This window comes from Bradyrhizobium sp. Kon10 (genome assembly GCF_055807395.1).
Genome location: NZ_JBVVOZ010000027.1, coordinates 1 through 16,762 on the forward strand (window position 1 = coordinate 1; position 16,762 = coordinate 16,762).

At 64.4% G+C, this 16,762-nt stretch carries 16 protein-coding genes and 1 tRNA gene; 14 read left to right on the forward strand and 3 right to left on the reverse strand.

What is annotated here, in order from left to right; genetic code table 11:
* The first annotated feature begins 366 nt into the window (after positions 1 to 366).
* The 4 genes from AC0L2O_RS27940 to AC0L2O_RS27955 are packed head-to-tail and all read left to right on the forward strand — an operon-like array spanning position 367 to position 4,392.
* Positions 367 to 1,854 (forward strand): MFS transporter, encoded by a 1,488-nt coding sequence (locus tag AC0L2O_RS27940; RefSeq protein WP_473372046.1) that lies wholly within the window; start codon positions 367 to 369, stop codon positions 1,852 to 1,854.
* A gap of 3 nt (positions 1,855 to 1,857) precedes the next feature.
* Positions 1,858 to 2,682 (forward strand): trehalose-phosphatase, encoded by an 825-nt coding sequence (gene otsB, locus AC0L2O_RS27945; protein ID WP_369719866.1) that lies wholly within the window; start codon positions 1,858 to 1,860, stop codon positions 2,680 to 2,682.
* Positions 2,666 to 2,905 carry a hypothetical protein gene (locus AC0L2O_RS27950; RefSeq protein WP_473371986.1) on the forward strand — a complete coding sequence of 80 codons (240 nt, stop codon included), beginning with the start codon at positions 2,666 to 2,668 and terminating at the stop codon, positions 2,903 to 2,905. The genes otsB and AC0L2O_RS27950 overlap by 17 nt, the downstream gene beginning before the upstream one ends.
* 17 nt (positions 2,906 to 2,922) lie before the next feature.
* Entirely contained in the window at positions 2,923 to 4,392 is a 1,470-nt protein-coding gene (locus tag AC0L2O_RS27955; RefSeq protein WP_473371987.1) for a trehalose-6-phosphate synthase, read from the forward strand.
* An 88-nt stretch (positions 4,393 to 4,480) separates the two neighbouring features.
* On the opposite strand, the gene AC0L2O_RS27960 is transcribed toward AC0L2O_RS27955, so the two are convergent.
* A complete protein-coding gene (locus AC0L2O_RS27960) occupies positions 4,481 to 4,822 on the reverse strand; it encodes a hypothetical protein (RefSeq protein ID WP_473371988.1) in 342 nt (113 codons plus the stop codon).
* Between the two features lie 198 nt (positions 4,823 to 5,020).
* Between AC0L2O_RS27960 and AC0L2O_RS27965 the strand changes: the two genes are divergently transcribed.
* The 5 genes from AC0L2O_RS27965 (at position 5,021) to recQ (ending at position 10,505) form a co-directional block, all read left to right on the forward strand.
* Positions 5,021 to 5,110: transfer RNA gene (locus AC0L2O_RS27965), tRNA-Ser, on the forward strand.
* Positions 5,111 to 5,381: 271 nt separating this feature from the next.
* Positions 5,382 to 6,683, forward strand: coding sequence for an O-acetylhomoserine aminocarboxypropyltransferase/cysteine synthase family protein (locus AC0L2O_RS27970; RefSeq protein ID WP_473371989.1), 1,302 nt, complete (start codon positions 5,382 to 5,384; stop codon positions 6,681 to 6,683).
* A gap of 12 nt (positions 6,684 to 6,695) precedes the next feature.
* Positions 6,696 to 7,697, forward strand: coding sequence for a homoserine O-succinyltransferase MetA (metA, locus tag AC0L2O_RS27975; RefSeq protein WP_473371990.1), 1,002 nt, complete (start codon positions 6,696 to 6,698; stop codon positions 7,695 to 7,697).
* A gap of 105 nt (positions 7,698 to 7,802) precedes the next feature.
* Positions 7,803 to 8,546 carry a polysaccharide deacetylase family protein gene (locus tag AC0L2O_RS27980; protein ID WP_473371991.1) on the forward strand — a complete coding sequence of 248 codons (744 nt, stop codon included), beginning with the start codon at positions 7,803 to 7,805 and terminating at the stop codon, positions 8,544 to 8,546.
* 93 nt (positions 8,547 to 8,639) lie between these two features.
* Positions 8,640 to 10,505 carry a DNA helicase RecQ gene (gene recQ / locus AC0L2O_RS27985; protein WP_473371992.1) on the forward strand — a complete coding sequence of 622 codons (1,866 nt, stop codon included), beginning with the start codon at positions 8,640 to 8,642 and terminating at the stop codon, positions 10,503 to 10,505.
* Positions 10,506 to 10,605: 100 nt separating this feature from the next.
* Here the strand turns inward: recQ and AC0L2O_RS27990 are convergent, their stop codons facing one another.
* Positions 10,606 to 11,619, reverse strand: a complete 1,014-nt coding sequence (locus AC0L2O_RS27990; protein WP_473371993.1) for a 1-aminocyclopropane-1-carboxylate deaminase — start codon at positions 11,617 to 11,619, stop codon at positions 10,606 to 10,608.
* Between the two features lie 163 nt (positions 11,620 to 11,782).
* Between AC0L2O_RS27990 and AC0L2O_RS27995 the strand changes: the two genes are divergently transcribed.
* The 4 genes from AC0L2O_RS27995 (at position 11,783) to AC0L2O_RS28010 (ending at position 14,505) form a co-directional block, all read left to right on the forward strand.
* Positions 11,783 to 12,247, forward strand: a complete 465-nt coding sequence (locus tag AC0L2O_RS27995) for an Lrp/AsnC family transcriptional regulator (protein WP_473371994.1) — start codon at positions 11,783 to 11,785, stop codon at positions 12,245 to 12,247.
* A 66-nt stretch (positions 12,248 to 12,313) separates the two neighbouring features.
* Positions 12,314 to 13,459: a PLP-dependent cysteine synthase family protein gene (locus tag AC0L2O_RS28000; RefSeq protein ID WP_473372047.1), complete on the forward strand. Its 1,146-nt coding sequence runs from the start codon at positions 12,314 to 12,316 to the stop codon at positions 13,457 to 13,459.
* 125 nt (positions 13,460 to 13,584) lie between these two features.
* Entirely contained in the window at positions 13,585 to 14,145 is a 561-nt protein-coding gene (locus AC0L2O_RS28005) for a carboxymuconolactone decarboxylase family protein (RefSeq protein WP_369719862.1), read from the forward strand.
* Between the two features lie 102 nt (positions 14,146 to 14,247).
* On the forward strand, positions 14,248 to 14,505 hold the full coding sequence (locus tag AC0L2O_RS28010; protein WP_473371995.1) for a hypothetical protein: 258 nt from the start codon (positions 14,248 to 14,250) through the stop codon (positions 14,503 to 14,505).
* 246 nt (positions 14,506 to 14,751) lie between these two features.
* On the opposite strand, the gene AC0L2O_RS28015 is transcribed toward AC0L2O_RS28010, so the two are convergent.
* Complete coding sequence (locus AC0L2O_RS28015; protein ID WP_473371996.1) at positions 14,752 to 15,687, reverse strand: alpha/beta hydrolase; 936 nt, start codon at positions 15,685 to 15,687, stop codon at positions 14,752 to 14,754.
* Positions 15,688 to 15,849: 162 nt separating this feature from the next.
* Here AC0L2O_RS28015 and AC0L2O_RS28020 point away from each other — a divergent pair, with 162 nt between their 5' ends.
* Complete coding sequence (locus AC0L2O_RS28020; protein ID WP_473371997.1) at positions 15,850 to 16,737, forward strand: branched-chain amino acid aminotransferase; 888 nt, start codon at positions 15,850 to 15,852, stop codon at positions 16,735 to 16,737.
* The last annotated feature ends 25 nt before the right edge of the window (positions 16,738 to 16,762 follow it).

The following is a 16,762-nucleotide window of genomic DNA, read 5'->3' on the forward strand; positions in this document are numbered from 1 at the left end:
GAGGTGTTGAATTCGGCCAAGACACTGTCGAGCGAAAGCACCCGCCTTCGCGCCGAACTCGACCGCTTCATGGCGAATATCAGGGCAGCGTAGCTCTCCGCGACGCGTCAGATCCTCCGCAGCCATCGACACTCCGGCGCGGCCGTTTTGCGCGAATGTGTCGTCTTTCTGACGTGAGCCATGCGTCAACTCCTTGCGGCCCCGTCGGAAACGGACGGCCCTCGGTGCTGTTCATGTGGGAACCTGCTGTTGCCGCAGACGTTGTCGCGGGTGGCAGGCGGAACGCCGCACCCGCATGATTGGATCGACCCCGTCCACGTCTTGCGACATTCGGGGCTGATCGCATTGGTCAAACGCAACAACGCGATGGAATTGCAGCAAAGCCCAGCGCTGAACCTTGGCCCTGTCGTCTCCGCGGTGGCAGCGGCCGATCGCATCGTCGAGACCAGCATTCCTGCGCGGCTCGATGCGCTACCGTGGAGGGGATTTCACACCCGCGTCGTGCTGGCGCTCGGCATCACCTGGATCCTCGACGGGCTTGAGGTGACGCTCGCCGGGGCGCTCTCAGGCGCGCTGAAGCAGAGCCCGTCGCTGCATTTCTCCAATCTCGATCTCGGCATCGCCAATTCCGCCTACCTTGCCGGCGCCGTGCTCGGCGCGCTCGGCTTCGGCTGGCTCACCGACCGCATCGGCCGCAAGAAGCTGTTCTTCATCACCCTCGCGCTGTATCTCACCGCGACCGCCGCAACCGCGCTGTCCTGGAACGTCGCCAGCTACGCCCTGTTCCGTTTTCTTACCGGAGCCGGCATCGGCGGCGAATACACCGCGATCAACTCGACCATCCAGGAATTGGTCCCGGCGCGCTATCGCGGCTGGACCGATCTCGTCATCAACGGCAGTTTCTGGATCGGCGCCGCGATGGGCGCCGTGGCGGCCATCGTCCTGCTTGATCCCGCAACGATCGGACCCGATCTCGGCTGGCGTCTCGCCTATCTCATCGGCGCCACCATCGGGCTCGTCGTGCTGCTGATGCGGATGTGGATCCCGGAAAGCCCGCGCTGGCTGATGATCCATGGCCGGCCCGAGCAGGCCCACGATATCGTCGACGAGATCGAGCGCTCGGTGCTCGGACACGACCAGAACGCAAGCGACAGGCGCTTCGCAAGGATTCGCATCAAGATGCGTGACCACACCCCGATCAGCGAGGTCGTGCATACGCTGTTCTTCACCTATCGCCAGCGCACGCTGGTTGGGCTGACCTTGATGGTCGCGCAGGCGTTCTTCTACAACGCGATCTTCTTCACCTTTGCGCTGGTTCTGATCGACTTCTACGGCATCAGTGCCGATCACGTCGGCTGGTACCTGCTGCCTTTCGCTGCCGGTAACTTCCTCGGTCCGCTGCTGCTCGGCCACCTGTTTGATACGCTCGGTCGCCGGGCCATGATCATGTTCACCTATGGCGTGTCGGGCCTGCTGCTGGCGCTGTCGGGTTATCTGTTCTCGATCGGTGCGCTCACCGCGCAGGGACAGACCATCGCCTGGATGGTGATCTTCTTCTTTGCCTCGCCGGCAGCGAGCGCGGCCTATCTCACCGTCAGCGAGAGCTTTCCGCTGGAGGTCCGCGCGCTGGCGATCGCGGTGTTCTATGCGGTCGGCACCGGCATCGGCGGCGTGATCGGGCCCGCGCTGTTCGGCGCACTGATCGACACCGGATCACGCACCAGCGTATTTGCCGGTTACCTGCTGGGAGCATTCCTGATGATCGCGGCCGCGATCGTGGCGTGGCGCTACGCCATCTCCGCGGAGCGCAAATCGCTCGAAGAAATCGCCCGGCCGCTCGCCTTCATGGAGTAGACTATGACATCTGAACTGGCGGAAATGGCATTGGACCAGAAGCGCATCATGCCCGATGGCGACGAGGCGCCCGACGCAGTCCCGGTGCCGCATGCGCTCGTGCCGCATCTCGACGAGATCGCGATCCTGCTCGACGTCGACGGCACGCTGCTCGAGTTGATGCCGACGCCACGCGAGGTCTGGGTGCCGCCGGGCCTGTCTGAAACGCTCCAGCGGCTGGTGGAGCGCACGTCCGGTGCGCTGGCGCTGGTCAGCGGCCGGTCGCTCAACGACATCGACCTGATCTTCGCGCCTGACGTATTTCGCGCCGTCGCCGGTCATGGCGCGGAGATGCGCCTGTCCGTCGGCAATGAAGCCGACGACGTGCATGCTCCGCCGATGGACAAGGAGCTGAAGCGGCGGCTCGCGGCCATCGCAAAGCTCAGCCCGGGCATTCTGCTCGAGGACAAGGGCTATTCGCTGGCGCTGCATTACCGCCTCGCGCCACATGCGGAGAAGGCGATCTACGAAGCCGTCTCGCTGATCCGCGCCGATCTGCCCAATGCACCGATCGAGGTGCTGCCCGGCAAGTTCGTCTGCGAGATCAAGCATTCCGGCTTCACCAAGGCGACCGGCGTGCGCGAATTGATGACGCATGAACCATTCAGGGGGCGCCGCCCGATCTTTATCGGCGACGACGTCACCGACGAAACCGTATTCGCGATCATGCCCGACATGAGCGGCCTCTCCTTCTCGGTCGGCCGCCGTGCCATGGGCGTCAACGGTCACTTCGACGCGCCCAGCGATGTGCGCGCGTTTCTTGCGCGCCTGCTTGACGATCCAAGGTAAAAGCAAGGCGGCGCCACTGACGGGACACAATGCGGCTCGCCCGGTTCCGTTGCGCCTGCAATTCATGCTGCGCAAACAGCCGCAAAAACTGTGTTCTCCATTGAAATTCGTGGGTTCCGCCGGCGAAACCAGTTCCAACGCGCGCGCCCGATTTTGGTTTCATTTGGTTGGAACGATGGTCAGGAACCATATTGATGAACATCAGTTAAACAGGGTGGAATGAACAGGAGGGGACGACCTGTGAACTTGATCGTCGTTTCGAACCGCGTGGCCCGCAGCAAACCCAACGAACCGATGACGGGGGGCCTCGCTGCGGCGTTGCTCCCGGTGGTGGAGCATTCGGGCGCGATCTGGGTGGGTTCCTCCGGCCGCGTGCGGGACGGCCATCAGAAGGAACCGTTTGCGGAGATCGAGGCGCTCGGCTCGGGTGCGATCGCGACGCTGGATCTGCCGGCCGCGCATTACGGCGGCTATTATGAAGGTTTTGCCAATTCGGCGCTGTGGCCGGCACTGCATTCGCGCAGCGACCTGATCCGCGTCTCGCGCGACGATTATGTCAGCTATCGTGAGGTGAACGCCTTCATGGCGCGCGCCTTGATGCGGTTCCGAAAGGCCGGGACGGCATTCTGGGTGCAGGATTATCATTTCCTCGCGCTCGGCGCGGAGCTGCGCGATCTCGGCGTCGATGATCCGATCGGCTTCTTCCTGCACACGCCCTGGCCGGTGGCCGCGGTGATGCAGGGCGTGCCCAACCATCGCGAGCTGATTACGGCGATGCTGGCTTACGATCTTCTCGGCTTCCAGACCGAAGAGGATTGCCAGAATTTCGTCGGCTATGCTGCCACTGAGCTCGGCCTGTCCGTCGAGGACGGGGTCGTCATCTCACAGCACGGACGCACGCGTTGCGAAGTGTTTCCGATCGGCATCGATGCGGAGAAGTTTGCACAATATGCGGCGAAATCGGTCTCGCATCCCGACGTGTCGCGGCTGCGCCGCAGCCTCAACGGCGAGCGGCTCGCGATCGGCGTCGACCGGCTCGACTATTCCAAGGGCCTCGTCAACCGCATCAGCGCGTTCGACCGGCTCTGGACCGAGCATCCGCAGTTTGCGCGCAGCATCTCGCTGTTACAGATCGCCAATCCCTCGCGCGGCGCCATCGAAGCCTATGGCAATCTCCAGAACGAAGTTGCGCGCCTCGTCACGGACGTCAACGGTCGCCATGGCGAGGTCGACTGGACCCCGATCCGCTACCTCAACAAGGGTTTCAGCCAGGCCGTGCTCGCAGGTCTTTATCGCACGGCGCAGATCGGCGTGGTGACGCCACTGCACGACGGCATGAACCTGGTCGCGAAGGAATATGTCGCCGCGCAAAACCCGGCCGATCCCGGCGTGCTGGTGCTGTCAAAGTTTGCGGGTGCCGCCAACGAGCTCGATGCCGCGCTGCTCGTCAATCCGCACGACATCGACGGCATGGCCCGCGCGATCGCGATCGCAGCCGCGATGCCGCTCACCGAGCGCAAGATGCGCTGGGAAGCGATGATGAAGACATTGCGCGGCCATACCATCCAGCAATGGTCCGCCGATTTTGTCGCCAGGCTCGAGAAGTGCCGCATCGAAAAGGCCGCGGTCGCACCGCTTGCCGCTCAGCCGCCGCAAGCGTTGCGTTGGCTCAAATCGGCGATCTCGGGCGTGCGGTTGACTAGTCTCTGATTTAGTCTTGGACCCTTCTCCTTCGTCTTGTTCTTGCGGGGAGAGGGGCGCGGGGCTGTTTCCGAAAAAAGTGAGAAAGACGGCGCCCTCAATAACAATACGACACGCCGTCCAGAATCGCGCAGCGCCGCTTGTTCGGCGCGTTGGGGTCATCCATCGGAACCATGCCGTTGCCTTGGCCGACGAAGACGCCGGGCCCGACATGGACCGAACTCTTGTTGCCGATGATCACGCTCTGGTGCGGCGTGGTGCTGGAGCGCGTGCCGTCCGGCCAGAGGATTGCATCGCCCGACAGCACCCCGCGCCGTCCGTCGTCGCAGCTCACATCGACCCCTTGGCGCGTGCAGATTTGCGCGGCGGCGGACCCAACGAAGCCGGCGCCAAGGGCCGAAATCAGGCTCAGCGCGGCGGTGGTGTTGCGGATGGTCATGGCGTCCCCAGGGGATGGTTTGGCGGCCTCTTGTGAATCGTCGCAGCAGAGCCGCCTCCGGTTCAGCCAGCGGGTTCGCCAAGTCCATTGCGCCGGCCGGATATTTACCTGTCAACATAATGACTTAGGGAAAATTCGCCCCGATTTACCCGCGATCCCTTGCAAAATCACCAGCGTCCCTTCAAGAGAGGGCGCTCCGGAGAGATGGCCGAGTGGCTTAAGGCGCACGCTTGGAAAGCGTGTGTGCGGGAAACCGTACCGTGGGTTCGAATCCCACTCTCTCCGCCATCAGCCTCATTTCGCCATTTTCCGTCCCCCCCGCGCTTCAGCGCGGAACGCGGTCGTGTCGATCTCAGCGAGGAAGCCATGAGGGCTGCGCAGGCGGCGGATTAGTTTGATTCAAGTTTTAGCCAATTCCCCAACAACCATTAGGGTTACTTCCTCGATCTCTAGACGAATTATTGCCCGCTTTACCACCCGCCTCTAACACGGGGACGGCGGACAACGCACATCCTCATCCAGGCCAATAAGTGCGGCCCGCCCCACGCGGAGGTGGACGATGCGCAACGAGACGATCGCTATTCACGCCGGCTACGAACCCGAAGCCACCACGCACGCGGTGGCCGTGCCGATCTACCAGACAGCAGCCTATGCCTTCGACAGCGCCGATCATGGCGCGGCGCTGTTCAATCTCGAGGCCGAGGGATATCGTTACAGCCGCATCGCCAATCCGACCAGCGCGGTGCTGGAGAAGCGCATCAGTGAGCTCGAAGGCGGCGTCGGCGCGCTCGCGGTTGCAACCGGCCAGGCCGCATTGCATTTCGCCTTCGTCAACGTCGCCGATCACGGCGGCAATATCGTTTCCGTGCCGCAGCTCTACGGCACCACGCACACGCTGCTCTCTCACATCCTGCCGCGCCAGGGCATCACTGGCCGCTTTGCCGAGAGCGACAAGCCCGAGGCGATCGAAAAACTCATCGACGAGAATACGCGCGCTGTGTTCGCCGAGACCATCGGCAACCCCGCCGGCAATGTCTGCGACATCGAGGCGCTGGCGAAGATCGCACATGCGCATGGCGTGCCGCTGATCGTCGACAACACCGTCGCAACGCCGATCCTGCTCAAGCCCTTCGACCACGGTGCAGATATCGCCGTGCATTCGCTGACCAAGTTTCTGGGCGGCCACGGCACCACGCTCGGCGGCGCCATCGTCGATTCCGGGAATTTCCCCTGGGCGAAGCACGCCGACCGCTTCCCCGGCTACAACAAGCCGGACGCGTCCTATCACGGCCTCGTCTACGCCGAGCGCTTCGGCAAGACCGCCTATATCGAGCGCGCGCGCAGCATCTATCAGCGCACCATGGGCTCGGTGCTGTCGCCGTTCAACGCCTTCCTGCTGCTTCAGGGCATCGAGACCGTGGCGCTGCGCATGGAGCGTCACTGCGAGAACGCCAGAAAGGTCGCGGAATTCCTGCGTGCGGATCCGCGCGTGGCCTGGGTCAACTACACCGGGTTCCCGGATAGCCCCTATTATCCGCTGGTCCAGAAATATCTCGACGGCAATGCCTCCTCGCTGTTCACTTTCGGCATCAAGGGCGGGATGGAAGCGGGCAAGAGCTTCTACGATGCGCTGAAGCTGATCACGCGTCTCGTCAATATCGGCGATGCCAAGTCGCTGGCGTGCCATCCGGCGTCGACCACGCACCGCCAGATGTCGGCGGAGCAGCAGCGCACCGCCGGCGTGTTGCCGGAGACGATTCGCCTCTCGATCGGCATCGAGCATGCGGCCGACATCATCGAGGACATCGACCAGGCGCTGGAAAAGGCCTGTTCGACCGCGCGTCTTCAGGCCGCGGAGTAGGCGACCGCCCCGATGAGCATCTTGATCGACAGGGATCAAGGTATCTCGAGCCCGGCCTTGGTGCCGGCCGAAGTCGAGCTCGCGCGCGACCACAGCCGCGGCGAGCTTACCATCGGCTTGATCAACAACATGCCCGACCCGGCGTTGAAGGCCACCGAGCGGCAGTTCATGAAGCTGCTCCAGGCCGCGGCGGGGCCGCGCCGCATCCGTTTCCATTGCTTCTCCCTGCCGTCGGTCATGCGCTCGCCCGAAGCGAAGTGGCACGTCGAGAGCGAATATTCCGATCTCTCCGATCTCAAGCGTCAAAAATTCGACGGGCTGATCGTGACCGGGGCCGAGCCGGTCGCGCCCGAGCTCGAGCAGGAGCCGTATTGGCGCGACCTCACCGACCTCATTGACTGGGCCAGGACCAACACGCGCTCGACGATCTGGTCATGCCTCGCCGCGCACGCGGCGGTGCTGCATCTCGATCGGATCGAACGGCAGCGGCTGCCGGCGAAATGCCACGGCATCTTCGACTGCGACGCCGTGACGAACGATACGCTGACGCGCGGGGCGCCGGCGCCCCTGAGGATCTCGCACTCGCGCCTGAACGAAGTCAGGGAGCGCGACCTCGCGCAGGCCGGCTATCAGGTGCTGACACGTTCGGCCCTGGCCGGCGTCGACATCTTCGTCCGCCAATATGCCAGCCGCTTCGTGTTCCTCCAGGGCCATCCCGAATATGACGCGCTGTCGCTCCAGCGCGAATATTTGCGTGACATCGGCCGCTTTCTTGCGCGTGAGCGGGAGGCTTACCCGCACCTGCCCGTGAGCTATTTTGACGCAGCAACTGAAGAGAGACTTGCGCGATTCGAGAAGTGCGCGAGGCACCAGCGCCATCCCGCGCTCACCAACGAATTGCCCGCGCTGAATTTGCGCGCCGATATCGCGGCCGGCAGCGCGGCGGCAGTGCTGTTTCGCAACTGGTTGCGCGATCTTGCGGCGGACACCAAGGCGCCGCTGCTCGCGCGCTAGCTGAAGAGCGCGGGTTCCGCGTTAGGATTAACCAGGTGTGAAGCTTGCCTCATCCGGCGCACGAATGCTTCAGTAGCGCCGCACCGAAAGACAGGGAATGCAATCGTGTGGTCGGTACTCCAGCAGCGCGTGAGCAATCGTCTGTCCCGGCATTTCCGCGGCGTACCGCACCGTTTGGCGGCGCATGCGCCGATGGTGAGCTTCACCTTCGATGACGCCCCCGACAGCGCCGCAGGCGTGGGCGCGTCACTGCTGGAAGAGCATGGCGGGCGCGGCACGTTTTATCTCGCCGGCAGCCTGATCGATCAGCCGGGAGATCACTGGCACGGCCTGTCCAACGACGCGATCGTGGGGCTGCATCGCAGCGGCCACGAGATTGCCTGCCACACCTTCTCGCATCTGCGCGCCGTCGATCTCGACCAGGCCGCCATGGCGCGCGAGATCGAGCAGAACCGGAACTACTTCCATCGCCTCGATCCCTCGATCAGGCTGGAGAATTTTGCTTATCCGTATGGCCTCGCCTCGGTCTCGCGCAAGCCGCAGCTCGCGAAGATCTTTCGCTCCGCGCGCGGCATCCTTCCCGGCGTCAATCGCGATGTCATCGACCTGCAGTTCTTGCGCGCATCGCCCCTCGTCCATTGCGAGATCGATACGGCAGGCGTGGATCGCTATTTCGACGAAGCGACCGCAAGCGGCGGCTGGCTGATCTTCTATGGTCACGACGTCGTCGACCAGCCGAGCCCTTATGGCTGTACGCCGACCTTGCTCCGCCACGCGCTTGAGGCGGCCGAGACGCGCAACATGCCGATCGTGACGGTTGCGGAGGCCTTGCGAAGGATTGGGGCGTAGACCGCCGCCTTGCCGCGCAAACAGTCTTGCCATGCCCGCGCGGTCATGCGACTGGCGTTGTGACGAATCTCACGGCCCGGTCCAGTTCCGCCCATGTCCGCTCCCTCCACCGCTTCGCTGCCTGCCTCAGTCGATGGCCGCGACGCGCTGTCGGTGCTGCATTCGGTGTTTGGCCTGCCGGGCTTTCGCGGCGCGCAGGGCGAGATCATCCGGCATGTCACCGACGGCGGCAATTGCCTGGTGCTGATGCCGACCGGCGGCGGCAAGTCTCTGTGCTACCAATTGCCGGCTCTGTTGCGTCAAGGCTGCGGCATCGTGGTGTCGCCCTTGATCGCGCTGATGCGCGACCAGGTCGCGGGCCTGATCGAGGCCGGAGTCAATGCTGCCGCGCTGAATTCCTCGCTGACGCCGCAAGAGGCCTCCGACATCGAGCGCCGCCTGATCGCCGGAGATCTCGACCTGCTGTATGTCGCGCCGGAACGGTTGGTCACGCCGCGCTGCCTGTCGATGCTGGCGCAGGCGAAGGTGGCGCTGTTTGCGATCGACGAAGCGCACTGCGTTTCGCAATGGGGCCACGATTTCCGGCCCGAATATGTCGGCCTCTCCATCATCGCCGAGCGCTTTCCCGACGTCCCGCGCATCGCGCTGACGGCGACCGCCGACGAGTTGACGCGCAAGGAAATTGTCGAGCGGCTGCGCCTCGCAGGCAGCCCGCAATTCGTCTCGAGCTTCGACCGGCCCAACATTCGCTACGAGATCGTCGACAAGCGCAACGCGGTGTCGCAGCTGAAGGAGTTCATCCGGGAGCGCCATGCGGGCGACGCTGGCGTGGTCTACTGCCTGTCGCGCAATCGCGTCGAGGAGGTCGCCGCTGCGCTCGACGACGCCGGCATCGCGGCGCTGCCCTATCACGCCGGGCTCGATGGCGGCGTGCGCTCGCGCAACCAGGACCGCTTCCTCAACGAGGACGGCATCGTCATCGTCGCGACCGTCGCCTTCGGCATGGGCATCGACAAGCCGGACGTGCGCTTCGTCGCCCATCTCGACCTGCCCAAGAGCATCGAGTCCTACTACCAGGAGACCGGTCGGGCCGGACGCGACGGCAAGCCATCGGCGGCCTGGATGGCCTACGGCCTCTCGGACATCGTGCAGCAGCGCCGCATGATCGACGAGTCCACCGCATCGGACGAGTTCAAGCGGGTCTCGATCGGCAAGCTCGATGCACTGGTGGGGCTCGCGGAAACCGCGCAGTGCCGGCGCAAGCGGCTGCTCGGCTATTTCGGCGAGACCATGCATGGCGAGAGTTGCGGCAATTGCGACAACTGCCTGACCCCGCCGCGGATGCGCGACGGCAAGGTGCTGGCGCAAAAGTTGCTCTCGTGCGCCTATCGCACCGGGCAGCGTTTTGGTGCCATGCACCTGATCGACGTGCTGATCGGACGCTTGACCGAGAAGGTGACGCAGTTCGGCCACGACAAGCTCTCGGTGTTCGGCATCGGGCGCGAGCTGAACGAAAAGCAGTGGCGCACCGTGCTGCGGCAGCTGGTGGCGATGGGGTACTTGCAGAGCGACAGCGAGGCCTTTGGCGCGCTGAAGCTGACGGAGTCCTCGCGCGGCGTGCTGCGCGGCGAGACCGAGGTGTGGTTGCGCGAGGAGGCGCCCGGCACCCGGATCAGGTCAAGCCGCGCAAAATCGCGCCGCGGCGACCTCGCGCCCGCGGCCAATACGCCGCAAAGCGACGTCGATCCTGAATTGCGTGCCCGACTGCGCGCCTGGCGTTCGGACATCGCACGCGAGCGCGGCGTGCCGGCCTATGTCGTGCTGCACGACGCCACCATCGACGGCATCGTCCGGGCCTGGCCAACCACCCCGGACGAATTGCGCAACGTGCCGGGTATCGGCGACAAGAAGCTCGAGCATTACGGGGACGAGTTGCTCCAGATCGTGCGGACGCGGTAGGACAGTCACGGATGTCGTAGCCCGGATGGAGCGCAGCGAAATCCGGGATTGCCACAGCGACCGTCCCGGATTGCGCTACGCTCCATCCGGGCTACAGATCTCAGCCGTTCCGGAACGCGTAGCCGTAACCGTTCAGCGCCGGCGCACCGCCGAGATGCGCGTAGAGGATCTTCGCGCCCTTCTCGAAATAGCCCTTCTGCGTCAGGTCGATCAGGCCCTGCATCGACTTGCCCTCGTAGACGGGGTCGGTGATCATTGCTTCGAGCCGCGCGGTGAGGCGGATCGCCTCCTTGGTCTCCTCCGACGGCACGCCGTAGGCGGGATAAGCGTAATCCTCGATCAGCACGACGTCGTCAGCGACGAGGTCCTTGCCGAGTTCGACCAGCTTGGCCGTGTTCTGGGCGATCGAAAGCACCTGCGCCTTGGTCTGCGCCGGCGTGAACGAGGCATCGATGCCGATCACCTTCCGCGCGCGACCGTCGGCCGCGAAGCCGACCAGCATGCCGGCATGCGTCGAGCCGGTGACGGTGCAGACCACGACGTAATCGAACTTGAAGCCGAGCTCGGCTTCCTGCTTGCGCACCTCTTCGGCGAAGCCGACATAGCCGAGGCCGCCAAATTTGTGCACGGAAGCGCCGGCGGGAATCGCGTAAGGCTTGCCGCCCGCCGCCTTCACTTCTTCAATGGCGTCCTCCCAGCTCTTGCGGATGCCGATGTCGAAACCATCGTCGACCAGGCGCACGTCGGCGCCCATGATGCGCGACAGCATGATGTTGCCGACGCGGTCGTAGACGGCGTCCTCGTGCGGCACCCAGGCTTCCTGCACGAGGCGGCATTTCATGCCGATCTTGGCGGCGACGGCCGCGATCATGCGGGTGTGGTTCGACTGCACGCCGCCGATCGAGACCAGCGTGTCGGCGTTGGAAGCGATCGCGTCGGGGATGATGTATTCGAGCTTGCGCAGCTTGTTGCCGCCATAGGCGAGGCCGGAATTGCAATCCTCGCGCTTGGCGTAGATCTCGACATTGCCGCCGAGATGCTTTGAGAGCCGCTCCAGCTTCTCGATGGGAGTCGGGCCGAAGGTCAGCGGATAGCGCGCGAATTTTTCGAGCATGGTCAGGTCATCCCGATTGGCGTTAGTGTCTGGATGCCAACTAGCATTTCTCGGGAGAAAGGTGATCTCGAATGCTGCGGCCATATTGCGCCAGACCTTGCGTCGTGTGCTAGCTTGGTTAGTATTTCATCCAGATAGTACCTAAATTTCGGAAGGTTCTTCCATGTCCGCGCGACTTGACCGCACCGACCTTAAGATATTGAGATTGCTTCAGAATAACGGCAGGCTCAGCAATGCTGAACTGGCCGAAACCGTTGCGATCAGCCCGGCGACCTGCCATCGCCGCACCCAACGCCTGTTCGCGGATGGTTTCATCGTCGCCGTCCGCGCCATGGTCGCGCCGAAAAAGGTGGCGAAGGGCGCCCTCGTGATGGTCGGCGTCGTGCTCGACCGCTCGACGCCGGAGAGCTTTGCCACCTTCGAGCAGGCGATCGCAAAGCTGAAATTCGTGCTCGACTGCCACCTCGTCGCCGGCGACTTCGACTACTTCCTCAAGATCCGCGTCGGCGACATGGAGGATTTCAACCGCATCCACGGCGAGCAGCTCATCGCGCTGCCCGGGGTGCGCCAGACCCGCACCTTCTTCGTCATGAAGGAAGTTGTCGACAACGCGCCGCTGGAGTTTTGAGCCGCGCGGACGAGGCCTCCCGTGGTAGCTTGACGTACGCTTTCAAGGAATCACCCGATCATGCCGATGGAGCCGCCTGCCTTCCGCCAGCACAATCCGGTCGGGCCGGCTTACCAGCGCGGCTGGGTCGACGACGCCGTGGCCGCCATCGAAGCCGACCAGTGCCGCACGGCCGACACGCATCTGATCAAACTGATCGTGCCGGCGCTCGCCGGCATCGATATCTATCTGAAGGACGAATCCACGCACCCGACCGGCAGCCTCAAGCATCGGCTGGCGCGATCGCTGTTCCTCTACGCCCTCTGCAACGGCCACATCCGCGAAGGCACGCCTGTCGTCGAAGCCTCGTCGGGATCGACCGCAGTTTCGGAAGCCTATTTCGCGCAGATGATCGGCGTGCCCTTCTATGCCGTGATGCCGCGCACGACCTCGGCTGAGAAGATCGCCGCGATCGAGCATTATGGCGGCAACTGCCATCTGATCGACGACGGCCGCGCGCTCTATGCCGAGGCCGCCGCGCTCGCCGTTGGCCTGAACGGCCACTACATGGACCAGTTCACCTTCGCCGAGCGTGCCACCGATTGGCGCGGCAACAACAACATCGCCGAGTCCATCTTCACGCAATTGAAGGGCGAGCCGCGCCCGCTGCCGGACTGGATCGTGATGGGCGCTGGTACCGGCGGCACCTCGGCCACCATCGGACGCTATTTGCGCTATCGCCAGTATCCGACGCGGCTGTGCGTGGCCGATGTCGAGCATTCCGCTTTCTTTGACTGCTTCCGCACCCAGGATCGCTCCCATGTTTGCGAACGTCCCTCGCTGATCGAAGGCGTCGGCCGGCCGCGTTGCGAACCCTCCTTCGTGCCAGGCGTGGTCGACCGCATGATGAAGATCCCGGATGCGGCGACGATCGCGGCCATGAACGTGCTGTCGCGCCGGCTGCGCCGCGTGGTGGGCGGCTCCACCGGCACCAACTTCCTGGCGCTGTGCCGGCTTGCCTCGGAGATGCGCAAGGCCAACCAGACGGGATCGCTGGTGACACTGATCTGCGATTCCGGCGAACGTTACCGGCAGACCTATTACGAGCCCGAATGGCTGAGAAAGCGTGGCCTCGATCCGGCGCCGTTCGAGGCGGCGCTGTCGTCTTTCCTCGCGACCGGCGAGCCGCTGACGCTCGCCTTCGACGACGTCGCCAATCCACAAGCCCAATAGGGCGTTGGGCATCATCACCGATGCCGTCGGGGCACTCGCCCGAGCTGTGGATGTCACGGCAACTTCACTTGCCTTGCACGCCTACGCAGGCGACGGTCGCGACTTCTCAACGAGGAGAGCCTGCGGTGCGCCTTCCCATTCTCGATCCGAAAGACCTGAGTGCCGAACAGAAGCCGCTCTATGACGACATGCGCGCGGGTATCACGGACCACTTCAAGGGCTTCGTGAACATGCGCGACGACGGCGCGCTGCTCGGGCCCTGGAATCCCTGGGTTCGCGAGCCGCGATTCGGCAAGCCGGTGTGGGAGCTGGTCAAGGCGATCGCATCGAATCCGCTGTTGCCGGCGCCGGTGCGCGAGGTCGCCATCCTCGTCACCGGTTCGCATTTCCGCTCCGGCTACGAGCTCTATGCCCATGTTCTGGTCGCCGAGCAGCGCGGCCTGACCGACGAAAAACTCGCGACCATCGTCGCCGGGCAGCGTCCGGTCGATCTTACCAAGCAAGAGGCGGTCGCCTACGACGTCGCGTCTGCGCTGGTGAGCGGCGGCGTGCTGCCGGAGCTGACCTATCGGGCCGCGGTGAAGGAGTTCGGCGAGCACGGCGCGGCCGAGCTGTCCTATCTCGTCGGCATCTACTGCATGGTGTCCGTCACGCTGAACACGTTCGACGTACCGGTGCCGGAATAGCTGGCCGATCTAGACTGCTGGACCCGACGCAAGCGCAAGGCTACCCTGCCGCCGCCACGGCGGTGGATTCGCCATGCACGATCCAACTGCAGGATAATTGAGATGAAAGCGACGAAGCCCTCACGCCGCATCTTGCTCGCTGGACTGGCGGGACTTGCTGTGATTCCAACCGAGGCGTCCGCCTTCGCGGCGCCACAGGCTGCCAATGACGCGACGGTGGCCGAAGAGCGCTTCGCGCGCATGATCGCCGCGGCGCATGCGCCAGATATCAACTGCGCGCGCCAGGCCGAGCGTTATGCAGACGCGCATTGGCACGAGTATATCGTGGCGGCGCAGGCCGTGATCGACGCACGCGCGTAGCTCCTTCGCCCCTCGCGCAGGGCCATCGCATATGATGGCCAATTTCTCTGTGGCCACCCTTCGAGACGCCCGCCTTTGGCGGGCCCTCAGGATGAGGACCGAGTGTGCGGCAGCAATTTTAACGGGCTCCGATTCCCGCTTAGCCTCATCCTGAGGAGACCGCGAAGCGGTCGTCTCGAAGGACGAGGCGCGCGCTTGGCCGGCCACAGCCATATGCGATAGCCCTGTCCTCTTCGCGGGAGGATCTCACCTCTTCACCGCCCGCCGCACCTGCTCGCCGATCTGCGACAGCACCAGCTGCGCTTGCGGCAGGATGGCGCCCATGGCGTGGAAATTGTGAACCATGCCGTCGTGACAGACGTGCTCGACGACGACGCCGGCTCCGAGCAGCTTGCGGGCATAGGCGTTACCTTCGTCGCGCATCGGGTCGAACTCGGCGGTGTGCATGATCGTCGTCGGCAGGCCTGTGAGTCGCGTCGCGCGCAGCGGCGAGACGCGGGGATCCGCGGCATCGATGCCCTCCGGCAGATAGTCGGCGAGATCGGCCTCGATCGTGATGCGGTCGATGAGATAGCCTTCCGCGAACGCCTCGCGCGAAGGCGATGCCTCCTCGAAATCCAGTACGGGACAGATCAGGCATTGCGCCACGATCGATAGGCCGGCGCTTTGCTGCGCCTCCTGGCACACGATCGCAGCCAGCGTGGCACCGGCGGAATCGCCGCCGATCACCAGCCGTTCGGCGTCGATGCCGAGCGATGCCGCTTCGCGGGCGACCCATTCGGTCGCGGCCAGCGCGTCGTCGACGGCGGCGGGGAATTTGTGCTCGGGCGCGAGGCGGTAGTCGATCGAGACGAGGCGGCAGTTGGTCGCATGGGCGAGGGCTGCGGCGATGCGGTCGTGGGTCAAAATGCTGCCGGCGACGAGACCGCCGCCGTGAAAGAACACGAAGCCGGGTGCGCGCTCGCCGGCACCCGCGGGCGTGTAGAGGCGATAGGGAAGCTCGCCGCCCGGGCCGGGAAGCGCGCCGTCGGACGTCGTTACATCCGGCGCATCAGTACGCGCGAACTGCATCAGCTTCGCCAGCGACTGCCGCCGGGCCTCGACGCTGGGCCGGCTCCGCGCCTCCGGCGCAGCCGCAGCCATCATGGTCAACAAGCGCTTGGCAAGCGGATCGAGTGGCATGGAACACTCCGTAAGGTAACCCGCATTATAGCCCGCTTTGTGCTCGATTTGGTGTCGCCCCGGCACTACCGGCCGAGCTCCCCGGGGGAGGTGCCTTTCCCGCAGGAAATCGTTTAGAAGTTGGGAGAATAGTGTGCGGGATATTACCCAAGGAGGGCGGTCATGGCCAATATCGCAAAGCCCATCGCATATTCGCCGAGCTGGACCTTCTTCGAGGGCGAATGGCATGAGGGCAACGTGCCGATCATGGGGCCGCGCACTCATGCGGCCTGGCTCGGCTCGGTGGTGTTCGACGGCGCGCGCGCGTTCGAGGGCGTCGCGCCTGATCTCGATCGCCACATCGCGCGCGCCAATCAATCCGCGATCAATTTCGGTCTGAAGCCGGTGGTCGATGCCGGCACCTGGCTCACGCTCGCGAACGAAGGCATTGCGCGCTTCGCGGCGAAGGCCGAGCTCTACATCCGGCCGATGTACTGGGCGCAGAACGGCGCCGGCGGCGGCGTGCTGTTCGACCCCGACACCACCAATTGGTGCCTGTGCATCTACGAGGCGCCGATGCCCAAGCCGGTCGGCAACGCGATCACGCTGTCGCCGTTCCGCCGGCCCACCGCCGAATGCGCGCCGGTCGAAGCCAAGGCGGCCTGTCTCTATCCCAACAATTCGCGCGCGCTGGCGGAGGCCGCCTCGCGCGGCTTCCAGAACGCGCTGATGCTCGACATGCTCGGCAACGTCGCGGAGTTCGGCAATTCCAACGTGTTCATGGCAAAGGACGGCGTGGTCTTTACGCCGGCGCCGAACGGCACCTTCCTCAACGGCATCACACGCCAGCGCGTCATCGGCCTGCTTCGCGCCGACGGCGTGACGGTGGTCGAGACGACGCTGCGCTACGCCGACTTCGTTGCCGCCGACGAGATCTTCTCCACCGGCAATTTTGCGAAGGTCGCGCCCGTGATTCGCATCGACGAGCGCGAGCTGAAGCCGGGTCCGCTCTACACCAGGGCGCGCAAGCTCTATTGGGATTTTGCGCATGCGGTGAAACTGGCGGCGTAGGCCTTCAGGCGCGTCCTGTTTTTCG